Genomic DNA, 26,110 nt, shown 5'->3' with positions numbered 1-26,110 from the left:
CGGCACGGCGCGACCTTTTCGCGGCGCGGCACCGATCCCCCGATCGGCGCCGCGCCGTTGCGCGTGCGGGGCCGGGTACGGAAGCTGGGCGGGTGCCGGAGTCCGCGCAGCCCACCGCCCGTTCCGCAGCCCGCATGACCGTCCGGGTCCGGGCGCGGCGCGCCGCCGCCCCGCTCGCCGCGCTCGGCACCGCGGGCGCCGCCTGGGCGGTGGTCGCCGCGGTGGACCCGGGCGGGCCCTCCAGCCCCTATCCCGCCTGCCCGCTGCCCGCGCTGACCGGCTGGCAGTGCCCCGGATGCGGCGGCCTGCGCGCCGCCCACGCCCTGGCGCACGGCCGGCTGGGGGAGGCGCTCGCGTCCAACGCGCTGGTGGTGCTCGCCGCGCTCGTCCTGGGCGTCGCCCTGCTGTGGTGGCTGGTCCGGGAAGTGCGCGGCAGAACGGGGGCGCCGCCCGCGCTGCCCGTACCGGCCGCCCCGTACCGCTGGGCGCTGCTGGGGGGCGTGGCGGCCTTCACGGTGCTGCGCAACCTGCCCCTCCCCCTGCCGTGGGCGTAACCTCTGCCCCGAGCCGGATACCATCGGTGTGTCCGACCCATCCCGATCCCGCCCTGACGACAGGAGGCCGCCGCGTGAGTGTGCTCGACGAGATCATCGAAGGTGTACGCGCGGACCTCGCCGAACGGCAGGCGCGGGTCAGCCTCGACGAGCTCAAGCAGCGCGCCGCGAAGGCGCCCGCGGCCAGGGACGGCGTCGCCGCGCTGCGCGGCGACGGGGTCCGGGTGATCTGCGAGGTCAAGCGCTCCAGCCCGTCCAAGGGCGCGCTGGCCGCGATCGCCGACCCGGCCGGGCTCGCCGCCGACTACGAGGCGGGCGGCGCCGCGGTGATCTCCGTCCTGACGGAGGAGCGGCGCTTCGGCGGCTCGCTCGCCGACCTGGAGGCGGTCCGCGCCAAGGTCGACATCCCGGTGCTGCGCAAGGACTTCGTCGTCACCTCCTACCAGCTGTGGGAGGCGCGGGCGTACGGCGCCGACCTGGTGCTGCTGATCGTGGCCGCCCTGGAGCAGGACGCGCTGGTGTCGCTGGTGGAGCGGGCCGAGTCGATCGGTCTGACGCCGCTGGTGGAGGCGCACGACGAGGACGAGGCGGAGCGGGCGGTGGCCGCCGGTGCGAAGATCATCGGGGTGAACGCGCGCAACCTGAAGACCCTGGAGGTCGACCGGGGCACCTTCGCCCGGGTCGCCCCCGAGATCCCCGACCACCTGATCAAGGTCGCCGAGTCGGGCGTGCGCGGGCCGCACGACCTGATCGCGTACGCCAACGAGGGCGCCGACGCCGTACTGGTCGGCGAGTCGCTGGTGACCGGGCGCGACCCGCGTACGGCGGTGGCCGACCTGGTGGCGGCCGGCGAGCACCCCGCGCTGCGGCACGGGCGCTGATCACGATGCCCGCCGCCACCCCCACGGACTTCCCCCGGCTGGCCCGGGGCGCCGCGCCGCGCGGCTGCCGCGCGCCGGCCCGGCGGATCCTGGGGCGGCGGGTGCGGTACCACATCGGCAGCGAGCCGGGACAGATCAGCGGGCGGCGATGGCCGGGCCGGCGGGGGCCGGCGGCCGTCGCGTAACCGGCGCTGCGGCGTGTTCACCGCGCCGCCCCGACGCGGCGCGCGCCCGCGCCGTTCCTGATGACCCACGGCCGGGGGCCGGGGGCCGCGCACCTGTACGCGCACGGCCCGCGGGCCGGGTCTGATCCGGGTTCACCCTGATCCCCGGCCGCGCCGTGCCGTCCCTCCCCTTCGCCACCCGTTCTTCCCTCACCCGTTCCGTCGCTGACGCCCGGAGGGCTCACACATGTCCGACGTGTACTTCCATCCCGACCCGCAAGGGACGGTCCCCGACGCCGGAGGGTACTTCGGTGCCTTCGGCGGCACCTTCATCCCCGAGGCGCTGCGCGCCGCCGTCGAGGAAGTGGCCGCCGAGTACGAGAAGGCCAAGGCGGACCCCGCCTTCGCCGCCGAGCTGAACGACCTGCTCGTCGACTACACCGGCCGCCCCTCGCCGCTGACCGAGGTACCGCGGTTCGCCGAGCACGCCGGCGGGGCCCGGATCTTCCTCAAGCGCGAGGACCTCAACCACACCGGCTCGCACAAGATCAACAACGTGCTGGGGCAGGCCCTGCTCACCCGCCGGATGGGCAAGACCCGGGTCATCGCCGAGACCGGCGCCGGCCAGCACGGCGTGGCCACCGCCACCGCCTGCGCCCTGTTCGGCCTCGACTGCACCATCTACATGGGCGAGATCGACACCGAGCGGCAGGCGCTCAACGTCGCCAGGATGCGCATCCTGGGCGCCGAGGTGATCCCGGTGGGCTCCGGCAGCCGCACCCTCAAGGACGCCATCAACGAGGCGTTCCGCGACTGGGTCGCCAACGTGGACACCACCCACTACCTCTTCGGCACGGTCGCCGGCCCGCACCCCTTCCCCGCCCTGGTGCGCGACTTCCACCGGGTCATCGGGGTCGAGGCGCGGCGGCAGATCCTGGAGCGCACCGGCCGGCTCCCGGACGCCGTGGCCGCCTGCGTGGGCGGCGGCTCCAACGCCATCGGCCTCTTCCACGCGTTCATTCCGGACGCCGACGTCCGGCTGGTCGGCCTGGAGGCGGCCGGGCACGGCGTGGAGTCCGGCGAGCACGCCGCGACCCTGACCGCAGGCGAGCCCGGCATCCTGCACGGCTCCCGCTCGTACGTCCTCCAGGACGACGAGGGCCAGATCACCGAGCCGTACTCGATCTCGGCCGGCCTGGACTACCCGGGCATCGGCCCCGAGCACGCCTACCTCAAGGACAGCGGGCGCGGCGAGTACCGCCCCGTCACCGACGACCAGGCGATGCGCGCGCTGCGGCTGCTGTGCCGCACCGAGGGCATCATCCCGGCCATCGAGAGCTCGCACGCCCTCGCCGGAGCCCTCGACCTGGGGCGCGAGCTGGGCCCCGAGGGGCTGATCCTGGTCAACCTCTCCGGCCGGGGCGACAAGGACATGGACACCGCCGCCCGGTACTTCGGGCTCTACGACGGCGACAACGGCGACACCGCCGGCAACGGCGACAGCGAGGGAGCGGCGTCATGACCGGAAACCTGGAGCTGCTCGGCACCACCCTGGCCGCCGCCCGCACCGAGGACCGCGCCGCGCTCATCGGCTACCTGCCGGCCGGCTTCCCCACCGTCGACGGCGGCATCCGGGCGGCCGTCGCCATGGTGGAGGGCGGCTGCGACGTCATCGAGATCGGGCTGCCGCACAGTGACCCGGTCCTGGACGGCCCGGTCATCCAGACCGCCGACGACATCGCGCTGCGCGGAGGGGTGCGGATCGAGGGCGTGCTGCGCACGGTCCGCGAGGTGTACGAGGCCACCGGGGCACCGGTGCTGTGCATGACGTACTGGAACCCCGTGGACCGGTACGGCGCCGAGCGGTTCGCCGAGGAACTCGCGGCGGCCGGCGGGGCGGGCTGCATCCTGCCCGACCTGCCAGTGGAGGAGTCCGAGGTGTGGCGCAAGGCGGCCCAGCACCACGGCCTGGCCACCGTGTTCGTGGTGGCGCCCAGCAGCAGGGACGCCCGGCTGGCGACCATCACGGCAGCCGGCAGCGGCTTCGTGTACGCGGCGTCGCTGATGGGTGTCACCGGCACCCGCGAGTCGGTGGGCCGGGAGGCGTCCGACCTGGTGCGCCGTACCCGCGCCACCACCGAACTGCCGGTGTGCGTGGGACTCGGGGTCTCCAACGCGGCGCAGGCCGCCGAGGTCGCCGCCTTCGCGGACGGGGTCATCGTGGGCACGGCGTTCGTGAAGGAACTGCTGGCCCACGAGGGCGACGAGCGGGCCGGTCTGGACGCGGTGCGGGCCCTGGCCGGGCAACTGGCCGCCGGGGTGCGCCGGTCCGGCTGACGCGGGACCGCAGGGCCGTCCCCGGGCTGCACGGCATGGGGACGGCCGGGCCCGATAAGGTCTGGCCCCATGGGGAGTATGGGGGCCACACCACAGGGGCCTTGGCAGCCGCCGACGACCGTGGAAGCGGGACTGTACGCGGCCGGTATGAACGGCGACTGGCCGGCGTTCTTCGACGTGCTGGCGGGCACCGATCTGTTCTTTCCGATGTCGCGGGAAGTGGTGGACGCGGTGCCGGGCGGGTTCCGCTTCGCGCCGTTCCGCGACCCCCAGGTGGAAGGGCTGTGCGTGGCCGTCTTCACCCGCGGGATGCTGCCACCCCCGGCCGCCGGGCAGGTCTTCGAACGCGGCAACCTGGGCCCGCTGGCCAAGGCCTGGCCCAAGACCGTCAGCTGGCTGGCGGTGAACCCCGGGACGCCGGTGGAGACGTTCGTACCGGCCGACCCCCGGCAGTGGAAGCGGCACGCCAAGCGCGCCCGAGAGGAGCCGCGCCTGAAGACGCTGTGGACCGGGCCGCGCACCGACGCCATGGCGCACGGCATGGCCTGCGGCGCGCTGCTGCTGGTCAACAACGGCACCCTGTGGAACCAGCTCGGCTGGCAGAACGGCGGCTACTCCGAGACCCGTGAACTGCTGAGGACCTGGTGGGGGATCACCGGCCGGGAGGGCTGGCTGGAGGCCGAGGAGGGCCTGCTGCGCGGCGAGTTGTCGCCGCCGGCGTGGGAGTTCTGTCTGCGGGTGCGGCACGCGCTGATCCAGGAGTACGGGGTGGCGCCGGGCGCGGTGAAGTGGCGGGAGACCTCCGAGCGGGTGCTGCTGGCGCGTACCGCCGAGGTGGTCGACAAGACCGGCCGGCCCCCGCAGTTCGACCTGGACGCGGACATCACCCTGGCGCAGGACCTGATCGGCCGGATCCTGCGGTACGAGGCGCGGTTCCGCGCGGACGGCATCCTGGCGGCGGACGCGTCGGTGCGCTCCATCCTGGCCTGGGACTTCGGGCGCGCCTCCTTCATGGCGCGGGACGGCCTGGGCGCGCGGTACTGCGACACCCACGAGGCGGAGACGGCGCTGCTGCGGGCGGGCGCGGCGGCGCGCCAGACGTACGTCTCCTGGCCGGACTTCGCGGCCGGGTACATCCTGGGGCGCTGCCTGCACTTCGACGACGAGACGTTCGGCGACTGGTACCGGGAGATGCTGGAGGTGCACCACCTGCTCAGCACGGAGCCGGAGAGCCCCTGGCTGACGGTGCCCTGGGACATCAAGGAAGTTCAGGCCGACCTGGGTTGAGCCGGGCGGGTGACTGATCTGCTCCCGGCCGTCCTGCCCTCCTGCCGTCCGCCGCCGTCCCGCGCGCGCTGATCGGCGCGGCCACGGTCGCCGTCGAGTGGTGGTGAGCCGTGTCCTGACGGCGGGAGACTCGTTGGCCCAGGCGTGAGCCAGAAGAACCGTGACGGAAAAGGCAGGGCCCGCGACCGGATGCGGGAGGAGCGCGAGCGCGAGAAGGCCGCCGAGCGGCGGATGCGTTCGCTGAAGGTCGGCGGAACGGCGGCCGCGATCCTCGCCGTGGCCGGCGTCATCGGCGTGCTGGCGGCCAACTCGGGCGGCACCAGCAACGAGGGCCCCCCGGCGGCGCCGATCACGGTGGGCGAATCGACGGCCCCCGCCACGCTGGCCGTGTACGAGGACTTCCGCTGCCCGGCGTGCGGCCAGTTCGAGAACGGCTTCCGGGACGTCATCCACGAACTGACGGACGCCGGGAAGCTGAAGGTGGACTATCACCTGGTCACGATCATCGACGGCAACCTCCGCGGCCAGGGCTCGACGAACGCGGCGAACGCGGCCCAGTGCGCCAACGACCAGGGCCAGTTCTCCCCGTACCACGACGTGCTGTTCGAGAACCAGCCCGCCGAGGCGGACGACGCGTTCGCGGACAAGGACCACCTGATCGACCTGGCCGGCCAGGTCGACGGGCTGGACAACGAGACGTTCCGCACGTGCGTGGCGGACGGCACCCACGACGAGTGGGCCCAGCGAAGCAACGCCGACTTCATGAACTCCGACTTCAACGCCACCCCCACCATCCTGCTCAACGGCGAGAACCTCTACGGCAACACCTCGGAGCCGCTGACCCCGGACACCCTGCGCAACAAGGTCAACCAGCTGGCGGCGAGTTCCTAGCCACCGGTCACAATCCGGTCTCAGGGGGCGCTGGTTGCCCCGCTTGCTCCGGTCTGTCCGCCGGACGCAACGGCCGCCACCGGTGCCCGGCTTGCGAAGACCACGTGAAGATCACAGTCTGTCCCCCACGGTTGGTGTCCCGTGGGGGACTTTCTGGTGAAGAGCGGTGCGTGCGGTGGGCAGGGGACAGGACGACGGCTGGGAGCCCGAGGGCTGGCGGACCGGGCCGGAGTGGCGCAAGCAGCGGTCCACGCGGTGGGTGGGGCCGGCCGCCGGGGTGGTCGCCGCGGTGGCGACCGTACTGGCGATCAAGCCCTCCCTCATCACGGACCGGTTCTCCGGTGCGGAGTCCCCGGCCGCCGAGGTGGCGCCTTTGCCGGCGGAAACGGAGCGGCCGACCGAGGCACCGCCGCGTGTGGATCCGGACCGGCCGACCAGGGAGGACCCCTTCGCCGGGTCGCCCGCGAAGCAGTGGGCGGACGGGGCCGAGGGGATAGAGCCGCCGGAGGCCGAGGCGGTCGGAGGGCTGTCCGCCGAGCAGGTGGCGGAGGGCCTCGAACTGGCCCGGGAGTTTCTGATCGGCACCAATCTGGACCCCGAGGTCCTGGCCGGGGCGGTGCCCGAGGACGCGCTCACCGCCCTTGACCCGATGTCCACCATGGGGGATTTCGTGGCGGACGGGCTGGCCGAGCCGAATATCGAGCAGAACCCGGTGGACGTGTTCACCCGGATCAACCCCGAGCGCGCCGAACTGCTCGGCGAGGTGGTGAAGGTGCGCGGCCACATGTCGGTGGAGGCAGGGGAGTACGGGGCGGACATCCACGCCGACTACACCTTTGTGTACCCGGTGGTCGCGGTCGGCGGATCCGGCGAGGTGACCCGTTCGGTGGTGCGCCGGACCTGGGTGTTCACCGTCCCGGACCCGGCGAGGACCGACGCGACACCGCACACGCTGTGGCCGGGGATGTGGATGGCGGAACGCGGCAATGACAGCTGTGGGGTCACCGACGGCTACCTCAACCCGGAATTCCCCTCCGAGTGGAAGCCGATCCCGGGAAGCGGCGTCGATCCCTACGACCGCAGCGGGAGTCTTGAGGAGGAGGGCGGCCAGGAGGAGGACGGCCGGGCGGCGAGCTGCTCGCCGCTGTCCCGCATCTGAGTGGGCACACAGTGTGATCCCGGTCGGGAAAGCGGGCCGTGGATTCCCGGGTGGGCGTCCGGCGCGGTAGCGTCGGGGACACCATGGAGATCCTTGCCTCTATTCCCAGCCCAGGCACCAGCGAGGTCCATCTCGGGCCCCTGCCCCTGCGTGGCTATGCCCTGTGCATCATCATCGGTGTCTTCGTCGCCATCTGGCTCGGCGGGAAGCGCTGGGTCGCCCGGGGAGGCCAGCCCGGGACCGTCGCCGACATCGCCGTGTGGGCCGTGCCCTTCGGCCTGGTCGGCGCCCGGTTGTACCACGTGATCACCGACTACCAGCTGTACTTCGGCGAGGATCGCGACTGGGTCAACGCGTTCAAGATCTGGGACGGCGGTATCGGCATCTGGGGTGCCATCGCCGGTGGCGCGGTCGGTGCCTGGATCGCGTGCCGGCGGCGCGGGATCCCGCTGCCCGCCTTCGCCGACGCCGTGGCGCCCGGTATCGCGTTCGCACAGGCGATCGGTCGCTGGGGCAACTGGTTCAACCAGGAGCTGTACGGAAAGCCCACCGATCTGCCGTGGGCCCTGGAGATCGACAACGGCATCGACGTCGGTACGTTCCACCCCACGTTCCTGTACGAGTCGCTGTGGTGCGTGGGCGTCGGTGTGCTGGTGATCCTGGCCGACCGGCGGTTCAAGCTGGGGCACGGCCGTGCGTTCGCGCTGTATGTCGCCGCGTACACCGCCGGGCGTTTCTGGACCGAGTACCTGCGGATCGACGAGGCCCATGAGGTGCTGGGCCTGCGTCTGAACAACTGGACCTCCATCGTCGTCTTCCTCGCCGCCGTCGCGTACCTGGTGATCTCCGCCAAGCGCCGGCCGGGCCGGGAGGAGATCGTCGAGCCGGGTGCCGGGGACGACCCGGCAGGGGCCGAGGCCACGGCCGACGAGACGACCGAGGGTGCCGAGGGCACGGCCAAGGACGACACGGCGAAGGACAGCGACACCGCCAAGGAGGGTGACGGCGAGAAGGAACCCGCCGCCAAGGGCCGGGTCGGCCTGGCCAAGGGCGACGACGGCGACGGCACCGACAAGGCGGGGGCCACCTCCGCGTCATGACGGGTTCCGCCGAGGCCCACCACCGGCACCGCGACGTGAGCGGGGGCTGGCTGCGTCCCACGGTCTTCGGGGCCATGGACGGGCTGGTCTCCAATCTCGGACTGATCAGCGGTGTCGTGGGGTCCTCGGCGTCGTCCCACACCATCGCCATCGCGGGGATGGCGGGCCTGGCCGCCGGGGCGTTCTCGATGGCGGCCGGGGAGTACACCTCGGTCGCCTCCCAGCGGGAGCTGGCACTGGCCGAGATCGAGGTGGAGCGGCGCGAGCTCGCCCGCAACCCCGACGACGAGCTGGCCGAGCTGACCGCGGTCTACGTGGGGCGCGGGGTCGAGCCGGAGCTGGCCCGGGAGGTCGCCCGGCAGCTGTCCCGCGATCCGGACCAGGCGCTGGAGATCCACAGCCGGGAGGAGCTGGGGGTCGGCCCCGCCGATCTGGCCTCGCCGACGGTCGCGGCCCTGTCCTCCTTCGGGTCCTTCGCGGTCGGGGCCCTGCTGCCGGTGCTGCCCTATCTGCTGGGCGGCACGGCCTTCTGGCCCGGCCTGCTCCTCGCGCTGGCCGGGCTCTTCCTGTGCGGCGCGGTCGTGTCCCGGGTGACGGCCCGCTCCTGGTGGTACAGCGGGCTGCGGCAGCTGCTGCTGGGGGCCGCGGCGGCCGGGCTGACGTACGGGATCGGCGCGCTGCTCGACACCGCCCTGGGCTGACCCCTTCGCCCGGAGCGTCCGGGAATATACCGGGTGTCCCCGCACGCTATGCACTCATCGGCGTGCTCATGGGTGAGCTTTGTTTCCGGAGGGTTTCAGTTCGTTTCCTGCGGGCATGAGGCTTCCACGTCCGCCAGCGCCGACATATCCGCCATTCTCCGGCCGGAGCCCGGCAGAACGTAGTCCGCATCGTGGACAGAGGTATCCACTTCTCGGGAACCTCGCCATCGTGTAACCTGCACGAAAATTTAAGCCAGCCAGGGCCAGCGTCGTCCCTCGGTACACAACACCTACCAAGAGACGACGGGAGAGCCGATGCGTTCTGCGTCCCACCCGGTGAAGCAGGGTATGTACGACCCGGGCAACGAACACGACGCCTGTGGCGTCGGCTTTGTCGCCACCCTGACGGGCGAGGCCAGCCACGAGCTGGTCGATCAGGCGCTGACCGTGCTGCGGAACCTCGAGCACCGCGGCGCCACCGGCTCCGACCCGGACACCGGGGACGGCGCGGGGATCCTCATCCAGATCCCCGATGCATTTTTGCGGGATAACGTTCCTTTTGGTCTCCCCGAGGCCGGCTCCTACGCCGTCGGCACCGCCTTCCTCCCGGTGGACGCGGACGAGAACGCCACCGCCACCACCGCCATCGAGGCCATCGCCGCCGAAGAGGGCCTGACCGTCCTCGGCTGGCGCGAGGTGCCGGTCGCCCCCCAGCTGCTCGGCGCCGCCGCCCGCGAGGTCATGCCCGCCTTCCGCCAGCTCTTTGTCCACGATGCGGACGGCGGACGGACAGGCATCGAGCTGGAACGGCGCGCCTTCGTGCTGCGCAAGCGCGCCGAACGCGAGACCGGCGTCTACTTCGCCTCGCTGTCGGCGCGCACCCTGGTCTACAAGGGAATGCTCACCACCGGACAGCTTGAGCCGTTTTTTCCTGATCTTTCAGACCGTCGCCTGGCTTCGGCCATCGGCCTGGTCCACTCCCGGTTCTCCACGAACACCTTCCCGAGCTGGCCGCTCGCACACCCCTACCGGTTCGTCGCCCACAACGGTGAGATCAACACTGTGCGCGGCAACCGCAACTGGATGCGCGCCCGCGAGTCCCAGCTGGCCTCGCCGCTGTTCGGCGAGCGCATCGGCGACCAGGACGCCCTGGAGCGGATCTTCCCCGTCTGCACCCCGGACGCCTCCGACTCCGCCTCCTTCGACGAGGTCCTGGAACTGCTCCACCTCGGCGGTCGCTCGCTGCCGCACTCCGTGCTGATGATGGTCCCCGAGGCGTGGGAGAACCACGAGTCGATGGACCCCGCCCGGCGCGCCTTCTACCAGTTCCACTCCACCCTGATGGAGCCCTGGGACGGCCCCGCCTGCGTCGCCTTCACCGACGGCACCCAGGTCGGCGCCGTACTGGACCGCAACGGGCTGCGCCCCGGCCGGTACTGGGTCACCGACGACGGGTTCGTCGTCCTCTCCTCCGAGGTGGGCGTCCTCGACATCGACCCGGCCACCGTCGTGCGCAAGGGCCGGCTCCAGCCCGGCCGGATGTTCCTCGTCGACACCGCCGAGCACCGCATCATCGAGGACGACGAGATCAAGGCGAGCCTCGCCGCCGAGCACCCCTACGCGGAATGGCTGGAAGAGGGCCTCATCGGCCTCGCCGACCTGCCCGAGCGCGAGCACGTCGTCCACACCCACGCCTCCGTCACCCGCCGCCAGCAGACCTTCGGCTACACCGAGGAAGAGCTGCGCGTCCTGCTCACCCCCATGGCGGGCAGCGGCGCCGAGCCCATCGGCTCGATGGGAACGGACACCCCCATCGCCGCGCTCTCCGACCGGCCGCGGCTGATCTTCGACTACTTCACCCAGCTCTTCGCCCAGGTCACCAACCCCCCGCTGGACGCCATCCGCGAGGAACTGGTCACCTCCCTGCACTCCTCCCTGGGCCCCCAGCGCAACCTGCTGGACCCCACGGCCGCCACCTGTCGCTCGGTGAACCTCCCCTTCCCGGTCATCGACAACGACGAGCTGGCCAAGCTCATCCACATCAACGCCGACGGCGACCTCCCCGGCTTCGGCTCCGCCACCCTCTCCGGCCTGTACCGGGTCAGCGGCGGCGGCGCAGCCCTGGCCGACCGCCTCGCCGAGATCCGCGCCGAGACGGACGCCGCCATCGCCGACGGCGCCCGCCTCATCGTCCTCTCCGACCGGCACTCCGACGCCGAGCACGCCCCGATCCCCTCGCTGCTGCTCACCTCGGCCGTGCACCACCACCTCATCCGCACCAAGCAGCGCACCCAGGTCGGGCTGCTCATCGAGGCCGGCGACGTCCGCGAGGTGCACCACGTCGCCCTGCTCATCGGCTACGGGGCCGCTGCCGTCAACCCCTACCTCGCCATGGAATCGGTCGAGGACCTGGTCGCCCGCGGCACCTACCTGCCCGGCATCGAGGCCGAGGCCGCCATCAAGAACCTCATCAAGGCGCTCGGCAAGGGCGTCCTGAAGGTCATGTCCAAGATGGGCATCTCCACCGTCGCCTCCTACCGCGGCGCGCAGGTCTTCGAGGCCGTCGGTCTCGACGAGTCCTTCGTCGACACCTACTTCCACGGCACCACCACCAAGATCGGCGGCGCCGGCCTCGACGTCATCGCCCAGGAGGTCGCCGCCCGGCACGCCAAGGCGTACCCCGCCTCCGGCATCGCCCCCGCCCACCGCGACCTGGAGATCGGCGGCGAGTACCAGTGGCGCCGCGAGGGCGAACCGCACCTGTTCGACCCCGACACCGTCTTCCGGCTCCAGCACGCCACCCGGCAGCGCCGCTACGACATCTTCAAGCAGTACACCGAGCGGGTGAACGAGCAGGCCGAACGGCTGATGACGCTGCGCGGACTGTTCCAGCTCAAGGACGGCGAGCGCGCCCCCATCCCCCTGGAGGAGGTCGAGCCGGTCAGCGAGATCGTCAAGCGCTTCTCCACCGGCGCGATGAGCTACGGCTCCATCTCCCAGGAGGCGCACGAGAACCTCGCCATCGCCATGAACCGGCTGGGCGCCAAGTCCAACACCGGTGAGGGCGGCGAGGACTCCGAGCGGCTCACCGACCCCGAGCGCCGCAGCGCCATCAAGCAGGTCGCCTCCGGCCGCTTCGGCGTCACCAGCGAATACCTGGTGCACTCCGACGACATCCAGATCAAGATGGCCCAGGGCGCCAAGCCCGGCGAGGGCGGCCAGCTGCCCGGGCACAAGGTGTACCCGTGGGTCGCCAAGACCCGGCACGCCACCCCCGGCGTCGGCCTCATCTCACCGCCCCCGCACCACGACATCTACTCCATCGAGGACCTCGCCCAGCTCATCCACGACCTGAAGAACGCCAACCCGGCCGCCCGCATCCACGTGAAGCTGGTCTCCGAGGTCGGCGTCGGCACGGTCGCGGCAGGTGTCTCCAAGGCACACGCCGACGTGGTCCTCATCTCCGGACACGACGGCGGTACGGGCGCCTCCCCGCTCACCTCCCTCAAGCACGCCGGCGGCCCCTGGGAACTCGGCCTGGCCGAGACGCAGCAGACGCTGCTCCTCAACGGACTGCGCGACCGCATCGTCGTGCAGACCGACGGACAGCTCAAGACCGGCCGCGACGTCCTGATCGCCGCGCTCCTCGGCGCCGAGGAGTACGGCTTCGCCACCGCGCCGCTGGTCGTCTCCGGCTGCGTCATGATGCGGGTGTGCCACCTGGACACCTGCCCGGTCGGCATCGCCACCCAGAACCCGGTGCTGCGCGAACGCTTCAGCGGCAAGCCCGAGTTCGTCGTCAACTTCTTCGAGTTCATCGCGGAAGAGGTGCGTGAACTCCTCGCCGAGCTGGGCTTCCGCACCCTGGAGGAGGCCGTCGGCCACGCCGAACTGCTGGACGTGACCCGCGCGGTCGACCACTGGAAGGCCGCCGGACTGGACCTGGCCCCGCTGCTGCACGTGCCCGACCTGCCGGCCGGCGCGCCGCTGCACCGCACGATCGCCCAGGACCACGGCCTGGAGAAGGCCCTGGACAACGAGCTGATCCGGCTCTCCGCCGACGCCCTCACGGCCGACACCGCCGAGGACGCCCGGCCGGTGCGCGCCCAGGTCGCCATCCGCAACATCAACCGCACGGTCGGCACCATGCTCGGCCACGAGGTGACCAAGAAGTTCGGCGGCGCCGGACTGCCCCAGGACACCATCGACATCACCTTCACCGGCTCCGCCGGCCAGTCCTTCGGCGCCTTTGTGCCGCGCGGCGTCACCCTGCGCCTGGAGGGCGACGCCAACGACTACGTCGGCAAGGGCCTGTCGGGCGGGCGGCTGATCGTCCGGCCCGACCGCGGCGCCGAGCACCTGCCCGAGTACTCCACCATCGCCGGCAACACCCTCGCCTACGGCGCCACCGGCGGCGAACTGTTCCTGCGCGGCCGGGTCGGCGAACGCTTCTGCGTGCGCAACTCCGGCGCCACCGTGGTGGCCGAAGGCGTCGGCGACCACGGCTGCGAGTACATGACCGGCGGCCACGCCGTCGTCCTGGGCGAGACCGGACGCAACTTCGCGGCCGGCATGTCCGGCGGCGTCGCCTACGTCATCGACCTCGACGCGCACAACGTCAACCTCGGCATGGTCGCGGTCGAGACGCTGAACGAGACCGACCGGGACTGGCTGCACGAAGTGGTGCGCCGCCACGCCGAGGAGACCGGATCCACGGTCGCCGGCAAGCTGCTGAAGGACTGGGACGCTGCCGTCGCCCGCTTCAGCAAGATCATGCCCACCACGTACAAGGCCGTGCTCGCCGCCAAGGACGCCGCCGAGCGCGCCGGACTCGGCGAGTCCGAGACCCACGAGAAGATGATGGAGGCGGCGACCCATGGCTGACCCGAAGGGCTTTCTCACCACCGGCCGCGAGACCGCCGTCTCCCGGCCCGCCGCCGAACGCGTCAAGGACTGGAACGAGGTCTACGTCCCCGGCTCGCTGCTGCCCATCATCAGCAAGCAGGCGTCGCGGTGCATGGACTGCGGCATCCCGTTCTGTCACAACGGCTGTCCGCTGGGGAACCTGATCCCCGAGTGGAACGACTACGCCTACCGCGAGGACTGGTCCGCGGCCAGCGAACGGCTGCACGCGACCAACAACTTCCCGGAGTTCACCGGGCGGCTGTGCCCCGCGCCGTGCGAGTCGGCGTGCGTGCTGGGCATCAACCAGCCCGCCGTCACCATCAAGAACGTCGAGGTCACCATCATCGACAAGGCGTGGGAGGCCGGGAACGTCACCCCGCAGCCGCCGCAGCGCCACTCCGGCAAGACCGTCGCCGTCATCGGCTCGGGCCCCGCGGGCCTGGCCGCCGCCCAGCAGCTCACCCGGGCCGGGCACACGGTCGCGGTGTACGAGCGCGCCGACCGCATCGGCGGCCTGCTGCGCTACGGCATCCCCGAGTTCAAGATGGAGAAGCGGCACATCAACCGGCGCATCGAGCAGATGCGCGCGGAGGGCACCAAGTTCCGCACCGGCGTGGAGATCGGCCGCGACATCGACGCGGCGAAGCTGCGCAAGCGGTACGACGCCGTCGTCATCGCCGCCGGCGCCACCACCGCCCGCGACCTGCCGGTGCCCGGACGCGAACTGAACGGCGTCCACCAGGCGATGGAGTACCTGCCGCTGTCCAACAAGGTGCAGGAGGGCGACTTCATCACCGCCCCCATCAGCGCCGAGGGCAAGCACGTGGTCGTCATCGGCGGTGGCGACACCGGCGCCGACTGCGTGGGCACCGCCCACCGGCAGGGCGCGGCCTCCGTCACCCAGCTGGAGATCATGCCCCGGCCGGGCGAGGACCGCCCCGCCCACCAGCCGTGGCCCACCTTCCCCATGACGTACAAGGTCACCTCCGCGCACGAGGAGGGCGGCGAGCGGGTCTACTCCGTCTCCACCACCCACTTCGAGGGCGACGAGGACGGCAATGTGCAGTGGCTGCACCTGGTCGAGGTCGAGTTCATCGACGGCAAGCTCACCCAGAAGCCCGGCACCGAGCGGAAGATCCCGGCCCAGCTGGTCACCCTGGCCATGGGCTTCACCGGCACCGACCAGGAGAACGGCCTGGTACGGCAGTTCGGCGTCGACCTCGACGCGCGCGGCAACATCGCGCGGGACGCGGACTACGCCACCAGCGTCGACGGCGTGTTCGTGGCCGGTGACGCCGGGCGCGGCCAGTCGCTCATCGTGTGGGCGATCGCCGAGGGCCGCGCGGCGGCCCGCGGGGTGGACCGCTTCCTGACCGGCGCGCCCAGCGCCCTGCCCTACCCGATCCGGCCGACCGACCGCTCCTTGACGGTCTGACCGGATCCCCCGAACTTCCGTACAACGTCGTACGGAAAGTGGCCACGGCGCCTGCCTCTCCCCGACCGAGTGAGGGCAGGCGCCGAGGCATGTCCGGAGGCGGGCCGGGCAGGGAAGAGGGGAGAAGCCCGGGGGAGCGGGGGAGCGGTGACGGGGGTACGGAACGGGTTGGCCCGGCTGGCGGGCGCGGCCATCGGACTCGTGGCGGTGGGCGCCGCGTGCGTCGCGGCGGCGCTGTTCCATGTGCTGACGAACTCCCCGAAGGGCGGCGTCGCCGGGCTGATCGGCGTGATCGTGCTGGTGATCGCCGTGGTCCTGCTGGGCCCCGCCATGCTGGCCATCACCTCGTCCCGCGACTGGCAGTGGCGCACCCAGGCCGCCTGCTGGATCGTCACCGCGCTGTGCACCGGCCTGGTGATGACCTTCGAGCAGACGGTGATCTCCTGGCGCGGCGAACGCGTGGAGGCCGAGGTCACCGAGGTCCGACGGTACGAGACGGGGCCGCCCTCGAACAGCGAGTCGGTGGAGTGCCGGCTGCGGCTCGCGGACGGCCGCGTCCCGCCGAAGCCGCTCCGGCAGGGCTATCTGTGGCGGCAGGGCGACTGCCGGGGCGACGTAGCCGCCGGGGACACGGTCACCGCCTGGATCGACCCCGGGGGAGCCATCCCCCCGCAGCCGGCCCCGCCGTATCTGCCGGCCTGGCTGGTGGCCACGCTGGCCGGTGGCGCGGCGGTGGCGGTGACGGCCCTGGCGGCCGGGGCCGCGGTCCGGTTCACCGCGAGGAGGGGAGCGGAGCCCCGGAGACCGCGTCGACCACGGGGCGGTCGCCCAGCTCCGACTCCAGACCGATCCGGTACGGGTCGGACAGCCACTGCTCCGTACAGGCCACCGTGGGATCGGGTACGTTCCAGCCGCCCACGATCACCAGCTCCTCCGTCTCCCGCAGCCAGGCGCCGAAATCCGTATCACAGGCGCCATGGCCGACGTGGACAGTGAGCGAGGTGTCCTCGGGGGAGGCGGCTTCCATCCCGGACAGCGGCAGCAGATCCGCGCCGCCGCCGTCGAAGGCCCCCGGGTCCGGCCACGCGCGGACGATCTCGTCCGCCCGCTCCTCGAAGAGCGCGGGGGAGGCTGGCTGCGGGGTGGGCTCCTGAGGCTGTGGCTCCTGGGGCAACGGGTGGGCGAACGGCAGCGTCCGGATGTCGTTGTGCCGGCCGAACTGCTGCATCCACAGCACCGCGCCCAGCCCCACGCCCACGATCGAGACACCAAGCACCACCCCGATGACGACCGATCTGATGATCCGCGGCTGCATCCGATCCCCCCTCCGTCGGCACTGGTCGTACCACCCCCGTGGGACGGTCCGTACCTCCGGACGGTTCCTCCACGACCTCCAGTGGTCCAGGCCACAAACGGTGCCATTCCGTGATGCCAGGACCTGGAACGCGTGAACACACCGCTGTCACAATCGACGCTCCATCCGGCTGGATGATCTCCCTACCTTCAGGAGGGGACTGACCATGTCGCACACCCCCGGCCACTCCGGCACCCCCGCCCGCCGCCTCCTCGCCGGCGCGGCAGCACTGTCCCTCGGCCTGCTCACGGCCTGCGGTAGCGACGCCAACTCCGATGACGGCGCGGCGAAAACCCTCGACGTCTGGATCATGGAAGGCACCAACCCCGACGCCGGCCCCTACTTCGAGGAACTGGGCGCCGCGTTCACGGAACAGACCGGCGCCGAACTCAACGTCCAGTTCATCCAGTGGGCCGACGCCCACGACCGGATCACCACCGCCATGGCCGGCCGCGAACTCCCCGACGTCGCCGAGATCGGCACCACCTGGGCGCTGGAATTCGGAGCCGTTGGCGCCCTGCGCGACCTCGCCGGCGACATCGAGGCCGACGGCCTGAGCGGCGACCTCGTGCCCGCCCTCCACGAGGCCGGCACCGTCGACGGCGCCACCTACGGCATGCCCTGGCACGCCGGCACCCGCTCCCTGATGTACCGCGCCGACCTCTTCGCCGAACACGGCCTCCAGCCGCCCACCTCCTGGGACGAACTGCGCGATGTCGCCCTCCAGCTGAAGGAACTGGAGCCCGACATGATCCCGTTCCCGGTGATCGGCGGCACCGAGTACACCGTCGACCCGTTCATCTGGGGCGCCGGCGGCCAGATAGCCCAGGCCGGCGACGACGGCGCGTGGACCTCCACCATCAACGCCCCCGAGGCGGTCGCCGGCATCGAGTTCTACACCTCGCTCGCCACCGAGCACGGCCTGTCCGTCGCCGCCGCCGAGACCTGGCTGGAGACCGACCAGCTCCAGAGCTTCCAGACCGGCCAGGCCGCCATGGTCATCAACGGCAACTGGACCGTCAACACCCTCCTGGAGGACGACCCCACCTGGGCCGACCGGCTCGGCGTCGTCCCGATCCCCGGCCAGCAGCCCGGCACCTACAACCCCTCCTTCGTCGGCGGCTCACTCCTCGGCGACTTCAACAGCGACGAACCCGAACTCGCCTGGGAACTCATCAAGCTCATGTCGACCGGCGAGTACGGCGCCCGCTGGGCCGAGCAGTCCGGCTTCTTCCCCGGCCAGCAGTCCCTCCTCGAAGACGTGGCGGACCGGGCAGGACCCCTCGTCGCCCCCTTCGCCACCCAGATGCTGGAGGCCGGCGCCAGCGTGCCGGTGACCGAGCTGTACGGCCAGGTCCAGGGCGCCCAGGTCATCCCGCAGATGCTCCAGTCCATCCTCTCCGGCTCGGCCACCGTGCAGGAAGCCGCCGACACGGCGGCAGCGGCCATGGACGAGACCTTTGGCAACTAGCCGATGAGCACCGACACCACCGACCCCGCGCGGCACCGGAACGGCAACCGGCGCCGCGACCGGGGCCGGACACCGGACCCCGAACGGGAACGGCACCTCGCCCGCCGCCGCGCACATCGCACCCGCGCCCTGCGCCCCTGGCTGCTGCTCGCCCCCGCCCTCACCGTCCTGGCTGTCCTGCTGCTGTGGCCCCTGCTGCGCGTGGTGCTCCTGTCCTTCCAGGATTACGGCCTGCGCCAGATCTACACCGGCACATCGAACTACACCGGTCTCGACAACTACCGCACCCTGCTCGGCGACGGCGCCCTGTGGTCCACGGTGCTGCCCAACACCGTCGTCTTCGCCGTCGTCTGCGTCGCCCTCACCGTCATCACCGGCACCCTCGTCGCCCTCCTGCTGCAACGCCTGGGCACCGTATGGCGGGTCATCTGCTCCACCGTGATCATGATGGCCTGGGCCATGCCCGCCGTCACCGGCACCTACGTGTGGATCTGGATCTTCGACCCGCTCAACGGCATCGTCAGCGGCGGCCTGGACGCCCTGGGCCTGATCGAACCCCGCGAGACCAACTGGTTCACCGACCGCTGGTCCTTCTACGCCATCGCCACCCTCAACGTCGTCCACCACGGCTTCCCGTTCGTGGCCATCACCGTCTTCGCCGGACTGCTCACCATCCCCAGGGAACTCCCCGAGGCCGCCCTGATGGACGGGGCCAACGCCTGGCAGCGGTTCTGGAAGATCACGGTGCCGACCATCAAACCCGTCTTCATGGTCGTCACCATCCTGTCGACCATCTGGGACTTCAAGGTCTTCGCCCAGATCTACCTGATGCCGGGCGGCTCCGGATCCAACCCCGACATCTTCAATCTCGGGGTCTGGTCCTACCACCAGTCCTTCGTCAAGAACCAGTACGGCATGGGCTCGGCCATCGCCGTCCTGCTCACCCTGCTGCTGCTCGCCATCACCGTGGCGTACATCAGGGCCCTGTTCAAGGAGAGGGACGAACTCTGACGATGGCGATCACCCCGACCCCGGCCCCGGTCCCGGCCCCGAAGACGACCCCGGACCCGAGGACGGCAGCCGTGACGGCCGGAACGACCAGCGGCCGCGCACGCCGCGCCGGGCTGGCCCTGGCCGTCGCCGCGCTGCTCGCCTTCTCCCTCTTCCCCGTCTACTGGATGGTGTCCTCCGCGTTCGACCCCGGAGCCGGCACCCGCGGCGCGTCCGTACTGCCCTCCGGCTTCACCCTCGACCACTTCCGGTACGTCCTGGACACCGGCGACTTCACCACCTTCCTCGCCAACTCCGCCCTCGTCGGCGCCGGTACGGTGCTGCTGTCCGGGCTGCTCTCCCTGTTCGCCGCGGTTGCCGTGGCCCGCTTCCGGTTCCGGATGCGGACCAAAGTGCTGGTGATGATCCTCATCGTGCAGATGGTGCCGCTGGAGGCCCTCGTCATCCCGCTGTTCCTCCAGATGAGCGACCTCGGGATGCTCAACAGCCTGCTCGGGCTGACCGTGGTCTACCTGGCCTTCTCCCTGCCGTTCGGCATCTGGACGCTGCGCGGCTTCGTCGCCGCAGTCCCCCAGGAGATCGAGGAGGCCGCCTACCTGGACGGCTGCGGCTGGTGGCGGATGTTCCGCTCCGTCCTGCTGCCGCTGGTGGCCCCCGGACTCGTCGCCACCAGCATCTTCGCCTTCATCGTGGCCTGGAACGAGTTCATCTTCGCCTTCACCTTCATGCAGGACGACAGCAAGTACACGGCCGCCGTCGGACTGCACCGGTTCTTCGGCCAGTACAGCACCGACTGGGGCGCCGTCATGGCCGGCTCCACCCTCATCACCGTGCCCGTACTCATCTTCTTCGTCGTGGTGCAGCGGCGGCTCGCCGGCGGACTGGCGGCCGGCGCCATCAAGTAGCGGCCCCGGCCCCGACCGGCCGTCAGGTGTCGCAGTCCAGGACCGTACGGCACAACCCGCAGCGGGCCCGGCGCCGCCCCGCCACCGGCAGCCGCAACCGCTGCCCGCACACCGGACAGCCGAACACCACCCTCAGTGGATCCCCCTGCTCGAAGGCGTACCCCGCGCCGCCCTCACCCGGCACCGAGCGCCCTCGTACCGCCAGCGCCCGCTCCGCCGCGTACCGCTGCCGTACCGCCCACGGACCGCCCGCCAACGGCGGCCGGACCGCGTCCCGTTCCGCCAGCCGACGGCCCGCCTCGTACGCCTCGTACGCCTGCGGGCTGGTGAACCAGATCCGCGGATCCTCCCCGAACACCGCCGCCCGCCGCGCCAGTACGTACCCGTACTCCTGCGGCGTCAGATAACCGAGCCGCTGCGAACCGAGCGCGTCCTCGCGGAACGCGTCCAACAGCAGCCAGCCGGCTCCCAGATACGCGGCGGCCGTGTCCGTGAGAATCTCGTCCTCGGCCGTCACCGGCAGCGACAGACCGGCCCGATGCAGGTACACGTGCATCACCTCGTGCGCCAGCACCCCGCCGATGTCACGCCGCTGACCGTCGAACCGGCGGTGCAGATCCACGGTGTACGCGCCACCCGGCGCCGCCTCGACCTCCACCCACGCGGCCTCCGGCATGTCATCGCGGAACCGCACCCGCACCGGTCCCGGCGGCAGGCCCAGATGACGCACCATCACCAGCGCCACCCGCTCCACGCCGGCGGCCAGATCTTCGGCGTCGTCGAACGCCACATCCACCGGGAGCACGCTCGTCGCGAAACCCCGCACCGTCTCCGGGGACAGCCCGCGGTACAGCGCCGTCACCGCCGAACGCACCGACGCCAGATGCGGAAACGCCCCGCGGGCGGCGGCGGAGCTCAGGGGAACTGCCCGTAGCAGAGGCAGAACGGATGACCGGCAAGGTCCTCGTACACCCGGAACCCCCGGGTCTCACCGCCGCTGTCGTGCAGGAACTTCGCCCCCAACGCCAGCACCTCCTCCTCCGCGCGCAGCACATCCTCGCGGGTGGCCACGTCGAAATCGAGATGCATCTGCTGAGGATGCGAGGGATCCGGCCAGCGGGGCGGCTGGTGGTCGGGGGCGTACTGGAAGGCGATCTTCTGGCGGGTCGCCGCGTCGGTGAGCGTCACCCACGGCGGCGAGGAGTCATCCAGCTCCCAGCCGAGGATCGAACGGTAGAAAACGGCCAGGGCCATCGGGTCCGGACAGTCGATCACTGTGCACTGCAACGTCGCGATCATGCAGGCAGCATAAGCCGCATAGGGTATACGGCATGAACGACATCGACGACGACGTGCGCGCGGAGCTGACACGGCTGCGGGAGAGCATCGACAACATCGACGCCGCCGTCGTCCACATGCTGGCCGAACGCTTCAAGTGCACCCAGCAGGTCGGCCGCCTCAAGGCGGGCCACCAGCTGCCAGCCGCCGATCCGGCGCGCGAGGCACGCCAGATCACCCGGCTGCGGCAGCTGGCCGAGAACGCCCACCTGGACCCGGCGTTCGCCGAGAAGCTGCTGAACTTCATCATCGCGGAGGTCATCCGGCACCACGAGACCATCGCCAACGAGTCCGTGAGCAGGGAAGAGACCGGGGACCGATAACCGCCGGAGGTCCGGGGGCGGATGGGACGGCGCGGTGACACCCGCAGCGGCCTCACTTTCGGCGGTCTTCTCGACCCGCCGAGGATCACAGTCCCGTCACGCGGCACACACACGTCGCGACGGTGGGGAAGGGTGACGGGATGACACGTAACCGCGTGATGACCGCTGTTGCCGTCCTCTCGCTCCTGGCGCTCGCCGGGTGCGGCTCGGGCGGCGAGGACGACACGGCCACCCCCACCCCCACCCCCGAGCCGCCGGACGTCACCGGCACGCCCGACCCGCAGCAACTCGGCTGGATCCTCTCCGACCTCGGTGCGGAAGTGGAGCTCGACGACGGGCTCCGCCTTTCCGCGGAGGTCGGCGAGGTGTTCGTCCCCCACGAGTTCGGCGGCCACGACGACAGCGGCAGGTACGCGCTGGTCGTGGTCTCCGCCACGAACGGCACCGGTGCCCCGCTCACGCTGGACGGGTTGGTGGTCGAGTGCGTGGTGGACGGCATACCCGCCGAGCGGGCGACCTTCGACGGCATCACCGTCGCACCGCCGTCCGTTGTCGAGGACGGCGGGGACGCCGCGTGGTCGGAGGCATGCAACCTCGGCGAGGGCCAGGGACTGGAGTTCGGTCTCGGTATCGGCGATCGCGACGCGGTGTGGTTCATGGGAGCCGTCGAGGAGTGAGCTTCCCCGGGCTCGGGGGCCCCCGCCCCGCCTCGGATCGCCCCCCGGGCACACGTCACGATCACAGAATCATCACATCGGGCCCGAACGTCTGCGCGTTCGGGCCTGCTTCGCGCAGGATCGGTCTCCCCCACACCGCCACGACCGTGCTCGCCGACGACCCATGGGGTGGACCATGACCCAACCGCCGCAGCAGCCCGCCTACCCGCCGCATCCCCAGCAGGTGCCCCCGCCCACGGTCCCGGGGCCGCCCACGGTCCCGGGACCGAAGAAAAAGGGCCAGGGCAAGACCATCCTCACGCACGCCGCCGTCGGGATCGTCTGCCTGCTGATCGGTGTGGGCCTGGGGGCCGGCGGCGCGGAGCAGGACGAGGCATCCGGCTCCGCCCGGGCCAGTGAGCCGCCCGCGACATCCCCCGGGGCGGAGCCGGCGGAAGAGGAATCCACGGAGCCGGAGCCGGAGCCGGAGCCGGAGCCGGAACCCGAGCCCGAACCGGAACCCGAGCCCGAGCCGGAGAACACCACCTTCGGGCCGGGCACCTACCTGGTCGGCGAGGACATCGACCCCGGCGAATACCGCACCGACGGCGGGGGAGACAGCCTCATGGGCGCCTGCTACTGGTCCCGCAACAGCGACGCATCCGGCGAGTTCGACTCCATCATCGCCAACGACTTCTTCGAGGGACCCGGCCGCGTCACCGTCAACACCGGCGAGTACTTCGAAACCAGCGGCTGCACCTGGGAACAGGTCTGACGCCTCGCGCCCACACCCACGACGAGCAGTCCGGCACGGCACACCATTTGGCAGCATGACCCCATGGCCACACTGACGCGCGACGAAGCCCGGACCCGGGCCGGACTGCTCGAAGTCCACACCTACGCCATCGACCTCGACCTCACCCGCGGCGAGGACACCTTCGCCTCCACCACCACCGTCCGCTTCAGCACCCGCGAGGCCGCCGCCGACACCTTCATCGAGCTCCGCCCGCACACCTTGCACCGCGCCACCCTCGACGGCCACGACCTCGACCCCGGCACCCTCGTCGACGGCCGGCTGCCCCTGACCGGACTCGCCGCGGGCCCCCACGAACTCACCGTCGCCGCCGACATGCCCTACTCCCACACCGGAGAGGGCATGCACCGCTTCACCGACCCGGCGGACGGGCTCACCTACCTCTACAGCATGTGCTGCATGACCGACAGCCCGCTGGTCTACGCCGCCTTCGACCAGCCCGACCTCAAGGCCACCTTCGACGTCACCGTCACCGCCCCCGAGGAGTGGACCGTCCTCGGCAACGGCATCGCCACCCCCGTCGCCGGCGCCCCCGGCCGCTGGCGCTGCGCCACCACCCCGCCCATCAGCACCTACCTGATGGCGGTCGCCGCCGGCCCGTACCACTCGGTGCGCACCGAGCACGCCGGACTGCCCTTCGGCATCCACGTACGGCAATCCCTCGCCCCGTACCTCGACCAGGACGCCGACGAGATCCTCGGCATCACCCGGGCCGTCTTCGACCGCTACCACGAGATCCTCGACGAGCCCTACCCCTTCGACTCCTACGACCAGGCCTTCGTCCCCGAGTTCAACGCCGGGGCGATGGAGAACCCCGGCCTGGTGACGCTGCGGGACGAGTACATCTACCGCTCGGCGGTGACCGACACCCAGCGGCAGCTGCGCGGCGTCGTCATCGCGCACGAGATGGCCCACATGTGGTTCGGCGACCTCGTCACCCTGCGCTGGTGGGACGACATCTGGCTCAACGAGTCCTTCGCCGAGTTCATGGGCTACCAGGTACTCGCCGACGCCGTACCCCGCTTCACCCCGTGGACCGAGTTCGCCGTGGACCGCAAGTCCTGGGGCTACGACGCCGACCAGCGGCCCACCACCCACCCCGTCGCGCCCGAACCGGACGGCGTACCCGACACCGCCTCCGCCTGGCTCAACTTCGACGGCATCTCCTACGCCAAGGGCGCCTCCGCGCTGCGGCAGCTCGTCACCTGGCTCGGCGATGACACCTTCCTGGCCGGCGTCAACGACCACTTCGCCCGGCACCGCTTCGGGAACGCCACCCTCGCCGACTTCATCGACGCCATGGCACGCGCCTCCGGGCGCGACGTCCACGGCTGGGCGGACGCCTGGCTGCGCACCAGCGGCCCCGACCTCCTGGCCCCCCGCGTGCGCGAGACCGAAGAGGGGTGGGCGGTGACGCTGACCCACGAGGGACGCCGCCCGCACCGGCTGCGGCTGGGCGTGTACGACGGCGCGCGGCACCGGGAGACGCTGGACGTCGAACTGGGCGCCGACGAGACCGCCCAGGAGGTGACCGCCGGCGGCCACCGCCCCGACCTGCTGATCGTGAACGACGGCGACCTGACGTACGCCAAGGTACGACTGGACGCGCCGTCCTGGGACACGGCCCAGCGTGTCCTGTCCGACCTGCCCGACCCCCTCACCCGCACCGTGGTGTGGAACGCGGCACGGGACATGGTGCGCGACGCCGAACTCGCCCCGCGGGCCTATCTGGAGGCGGCCCGCAGACACCTGCCCGCCGAACCGGAGACCGCCATCGTGGAAGGCGTCCTCTCCTTCGCCACCGGCCAGATCGCGAACCGTTACCTGCCGACGGCAGCCGGCCGCACCGAAGCCCTCCATCTGCTCTCCGACCTGGCCGCCGACCTGCTGAACCGGGCACGGGAGACGAAGGACGAGGCGAAACAGCTCATCGCCGTACGGACCTCCATCCGCTGCGCGACCACCGAACGCCCGCTGCGGGAGTGGCTGGCGGACGACGCCATCGGCGGCGACCCCGAACTGCGCTGGCAGATCCTCTACCGGCTCGCGGCCCTGGGCGCAACGCAGGAGGCCGAGATCCGGGCGGAGGCCGAACGGGACCCCGGAGCGAAGGGCGAGGAGGGCGCCGCCCGCTGCCGGGCGGCCCTGCCGCAGGAGGCGGCGAAGGCCGCCGCCTGGGACGCGCTCTTCGACCCGGCGGACGTGCTCTCCAACTACCTCTTCACGGCCACGGCCCAGGGCTTCTGGCAGGCGGAGGAAGCCCAGCTGGAGCTGCTGCGCCCGTACGTGGAACGTTACTTCCCGGCCGCGGCGGGCGTGGCCACCCGTCGGGGTCACGCCCTGGCGGTGGCCGCGGCGAAGGCGGCCTTCCCCCACCCGTTCACGGAGCAGGCCACGCTGACCCTGGCGGAGGCGGCACTGCGCGAGGACCTCCCCGCCGCGCTCCACCGCAAACTGACCGACGAAACGGATGACCTGCGCCGCGCCCTGCGGGTGCGGTCCAGGAGCTGACGGCCGCACGGCCCCGGCCGGCCCGGGAGGGGCCGGCCGGGGGCCGGGTCGTGGCGGGAGCCGGAACTCCTCCACGTGGTGACGGGTGAGGGCCCCCACCAACTCTGATCACCTGTGATGTTCCGTGATCGCTTTATGCGGAGAGAGGGAATTCTTTCTCCGTTCGATTCTTTCGTTGGGTGATCGCGCCTTCCCCGGTGGCGGCAACGCATTCACCGAAATCCCTTCACCCACCCCACCGCCCCGCAAAGTTGGCGGGAAGGGACGCCCCCGGGTCACCCGTACGGGGGAAGAATGGCATTCCGTGGGATCG

General features: G+C 71.5%; 23 protein-coding genes. 19 read left to right on the top strand and 4 right to left on the bottom strand.

Annotated elements, in window-relative coordinates:
- Positions 1-134 precede the first annotated feature (134 nt).
- The 12 genes from ACTFAP_RS05015 (at position 135) to ACTFAP_RS04960 (ending at position 15,414) form a co-directional block, all read left to right on the top strand.
- On the top strand, positions 135-554 hold the full coding sequence (locus tag ACTFAP_RS05015) for a DUF2752 domain-containing protein (protein WP_500468331.1): 420 nt from the start codon (positions 135-137) through the stop codon (positions 552-554).
- 74 nt (positions 555-628) lie between these two features.
- Positions 629-1,435 carry an indole-3-glycerol phosphate synthase TrpC gene (gene trpC / locus ACTFAP_RS05010; protein WP_030734169.1) on the top strand — a complete coding sequence of 269 codons (807 nt, stop codon included), beginning with the start codon at positions 629-631 and terminating at the stop codon, positions 1,433-1,435.
- Between the two features lie 5 nt (positions 1,436-1,440).
- Positions 1,441-1,620 (top strand): tryptophan biosynthesis modulator TrpM, encoded by a 180-nt coding sequence (gene trpM / locus ACTFAP_RS05005; RefSeq protein ID WP_453855482.1) that lies wholly within the window; start codon positions 1,441-1,443, stop codon positions 1,618-1,620.
- 226 nt (positions 1,621-1,846) lie between these two features.
- Positions 1,847-3,121: a tryptophan synthase subunit beta gene (trpB, locus tag ACTFAP_RS05000; RefSeq protein ID WP_495683595.1), complete on the top strand. Its 1,275-nt coding sequence runs from the start codon at positions 1,847-1,849 to the stop codon at positions 3,119-3,121.
- A complete protein-coding gene (gene trpA, locus ACTFAP_RS04995; RefSeq protein ID WP_262832709.1) occupies positions 3,118-3,936 on the top strand; it encodes a tryptophan synthase subunit alpha in 819 nt (272 codons plus the stop codon). The genes trpB and trpA overlap by 4 nt, the downstream gene beginning before the upstream one ends.
- A 147-nt stretch (positions 3,937-4,083) precedes the next feature.
- On the top strand, positions 4,084-5,223 hold the full coding sequence (locus ACTFAP_RS04990; RefSeq protein ID WP_495683594.1) for a DUF1266 domain-containing protein: 1,140 nt from the start codon (positions 4,084-4,086) through the stop codon (positions 5,221-5,223).
- A 144-nt stretch (positions 5,224-5,367) separates the two neighbouring features.
- Positions 5,368-6,114 carry a thioredoxin domain-containing protein gene (locus ACTFAP_RS04985; protein WP_495683593.1) on the top strand — a complete coding sequence of 249 codons (747 nt, stop codon included), beginning with the start codon at positions 5,368-5,370 and terminating at the stop codon, positions 6,112-6,114.
- A gap of 175 nt (positions 6,115-6,289) precedes the next feature.
- Complete coding sequence (locus ACTFAP_RS04980; RefSeq protein ID WP_500468330.1) at positions 6,290-7,273, top strand: hypothetical protein; 984 nt, start codon at positions 6,290-6,292, stop codon at positions 7,271-7,273.
- An 83-nt stretch (positions 7,274-7,356) separates the two neighbouring features.
- Positions 7,357-8,373, top strand: a complete 1,017-nt coding sequence (gene lgt, locus ACTFAP_RS04975; protein WP_495683591.1) for a prolipoprotein diacylglyceryl transferase — start codon at positions 7,357-7,359, stop codon at positions 8,371-8,373.
- On the top strand, positions 8,370-9,074 hold the full coding sequence (locus ACTFAP_RS04970; RefSeq protein WP_390122700.1) for a VIT1/CCC1 transporter family protein: 705 nt from the start codon (positions 8,370-8,372) through the stop codon (positions 9,072-9,074). Before lgt ends, ACTFAP_RS04970 begins: the two co-directional genes overlap by 4 nt.
- A gap of 315 nt (positions 9,075-9,389) precedes the next feature.
- On the top strand, positions 9,390-13,958 hold the full coding sequence (gltB, locus tag ACTFAP_RS04965) for a glutamate synthase large subunit (protein ID WP_500468329.1): 4,569 nt from the start codon (positions 9,390-9,392) through the stop codon (positions 13,956-13,958).
- Positions 13,951-15,414, top strand: a complete 1,464-nt coding sequence (locus ACTFAP_RS04960) for a glutamate synthase subunit beta (RefSeq protein ID WP_400012407.1) — start codon at positions 13,951-13,953, stop codon at positions 15,412-15,414. The genes gltB and ACTFAP_RS04960 overlap by 8 nt, the downstream gene beginning before the upstream one ends.
- Here ACTFAP_RS04960 and ACTFAP_RS04955 read toward each other — a convergent pair.
- Both ACTFAP_RS04955 and ACTFAP_RS04950 read right to left on the bottom strand, forming a co-directional pair.
- Positions 15,375-15,890 carry a hypothetical protein gene (locus ACTFAP_RS04955; protein ID WP_500468328.1) on the bottom strand — a complete coding sequence of 172 codons (516 nt, stop codon included), beginning with the start codon at positions 15,888-15,890 and terminating at the stop codon, positions 15,375-15,377. The genes ACTFAP_RS04960 and ACTFAP_RS04955 overlap by 40 nt on opposite strands.
- 296 nt (positions 15,891-16,186) lie before the next feature.
- The gene (locus ACTFAP_RS04950; protein ID WP_500468327.1) at positions 16,187-16,729 is read right to left on the bottom strand and encodes a hypothetical protein; all 543 of its coding nucleotides are present in this window, start codon (positions 16,727-16,729) and stop codon (positions 16,187-16,189) included.
- A gap of 205 nt (positions 16,730-16,934) precedes the next feature.
- On the opposite strand from ACTFAP_RS04950, the gene ACTFAP_RS04945 reads away from it, so the two are divergent.
- The 3 genes from ACTFAP_RS04945 (at position 16,935) to ACTFAP_RS04935 (ending at position 20,155) form a co-directional block, all read left to right on the top strand.
- Entirely contained in the window at positions 16,935-18,239 is a 1,305-nt protein-coding gene (locus tag ACTFAP_RS04945; RefSeq protein WP_495683587.1) for an extracellular solute-binding protein, read from the top strand.
- A 3-nt stretch (positions 18,240-18,242) separates the two neighbouring features.
- Positions 18,243-19,250: a carbohydrate ABC transporter permease gene (locus tag ACTFAP_RS04940; RefSeq protein WP_500468326.1), complete on the top strand. Its 1,008-nt coding sequence runs from the start codon at positions 18,243-18,245 to the stop codon at positions 19,248-19,250.
- A 71-nt stretch (positions 19,251-19,321) separates the two neighbouring features.
- Complete coding sequence (locus tag ACTFAP_RS04935; protein ID WP_400012412.1) at positions 19,322-20,155, top strand: carbohydrate ABC transporter permease; 834 nt, start codon at positions 19,322-19,324, stop codon at positions 20,153-20,155.
- A 22-nt stretch (positions 20,156-20,177) separates the two neighbouring features.
- Here ACTFAP_RS04935 and ACTFAP_RS04930 read toward each other — a convergent pair whose 3' ends face one another.
- The gene (locus ACTFAP_RS04930) at positions 20,178-21,017 is read right to left on the bottom strand and encodes a hypothetical protein (protein WP_500468325.1); all 840 of its coding nucleotides are present in this window, start codon (positions 21,015-21,017) and stop codon (positions 20,178-20,180) included.
- Between the two features lie 53 nt (positions 21,018-21,070).
- A complete protein-coding gene (locus ACTFAP_RS04925) occupies positions 21,071-21,454 on the bottom strand; it encodes a VOC family protein (protein ID WP_500468324.1) in 384 nt (127 codons plus the stop codon).
- A 32-nt stretch (positions 21,455-21,486) separates the two neighbouring features.
- Here ACTFAP_RS04925 and ACTFAP_RS04920 point away from each other — a divergent pair, with 32 nt between their 5' ends.
- The 4 genes from ACTFAP_RS04920 (at position 21,487) to pepN (ending at position 25,797) form a co-directional block, all read left to right on the top strand.
- Complete coding sequence (locus tag ACTFAP_RS04920) at positions 21,487-21,816, top strand: chorismate mutase (RefSeq protein ID WP_390122682.1); 330 nt, start codon at positions 21,487-21,489, stop codon at positions 21,814-21,816.
- 140 nt (positions 21,817-21,956) lie between these two features.
- Positions 21,957-22,493 (top strand): hypothetical protein, encoded by a 537-nt coding sequence (locus tag ACTFAP_RS04915; RefSeq protein ID WP_500468323.1) that lies wholly within the window; start codon positions 21,957-21,959, stop codon positions 22,491-22,493.
- Positions 22,494-22,668: 175 nt separating this feature from the next.
- The gene (locus ACTFAP_RS04910; RefSeq protein ID WP_500468322.1) at positions 22,669-23,247 is read left to right on the top strand and encodes an Rv1352/Rv1906c domain-containing protein; all 579 of its coding nucleotides are present in this window, start codon (positions 22,669-22,671) and stop codon (positions 23,245-23,247) included.
- Between the two features lie 63 nt (positions 23,248-23,310).
- Entirely contained in the window at positions 23,311-25,797 is a 2,487-nt protein-coding gene (gene pepN, locus ACTFAP_RS04905; protein WP_500468321.1) for an aminopeptidase N, read from the top strand.
- Positions 25,798-26,110: the final 313 nt, after the last annotated feature.

Source organism: Streptomyces sp. PH9007 (genome assembly GCF_059813725.1).
Note: the sequence above shows the minus strand (reverse complement) of the source record. Positions and strands in the feature narration are given on the sequence as shown.